The organism is Mucilaginibacter sp. P5_A4, assembly GCF_056400605.1.
On sequence record NZ_JBFUKX010000170.1, the window covers coordinates 1 to 711 of the forward strand.

Below are 711 nucleotides of genomic sequence, written 5' to 3' on the forward strand. Positions count from 1 at the left end.
ACTTTAGGAACCCCTAAATTATGCACCCCGGCACGAATCCGATTTAAATTACTCAACTCTAATTCATCAAAATCAGCAAGTCGCAACTCACCAAACCCACGTTCCATTGCTAATGTTAAAGCAATGGATTGCCCCACAGAAAGCCCAATAATTCCAATCCTCTTGGTACTTAGTATATCCCGCTCAGCTTTGGTTATTTTATATTGGTTTCTATTTGTACGCACTTCAATAAACTCTTCCTTATCCAACAAATGCACCAAACGCTGATTCCATGGATAATAAACCCATACGCCATATTCCCCGATATCTTTCCCGGCTAAATGTTTATCAATAAGTTTGGGGTATTCGTCCTGCTTAATTTTAACAGATGGGTTATAACACTTAATCAGCTCTTGTAACTGCCCATAAATTTCATCATAAACAAATGTTATTTTTGAATCCTCAAATAGCTTTTTAAAAGTTGCTTTATCAGCCTGGTTATCTAACCTGAGTATGATTGGCTTGTGAATGTTTTTTGTTTTTTTAAAGCTTGCAAGAAAATCTGGTATATTATCCATAAGTTAAGATTATTAACCATCTATACGAAGTAGACAGGAATTAGTTAACCTTTAAAAACAAATAAAATAAAATTTAAAAAAACTCCGGTTCTTTTCTTTCCACTTTCCTTTCCAGAAAATTCTTTTGGGCTGATGCTATAGTTTGAGATAAATC

Annotated in this window: 1 protein-coding gene; it reads right to left on the bottom strand. The window is 34.3% G+C overall.

Going from position 1 to position 711, the window contains the following annotated elements:
• Positions 1-557, bottom strand: a 557-nt coding sequence (locus tag AC1DQW_RS27855) for a ThiF family adenylyltransferase (protein WP_477457050.1), incomplete at its 3' end; no start/stop codon positions are given.
• Positions 558-711: the final 154 nt, after the last annotated feature.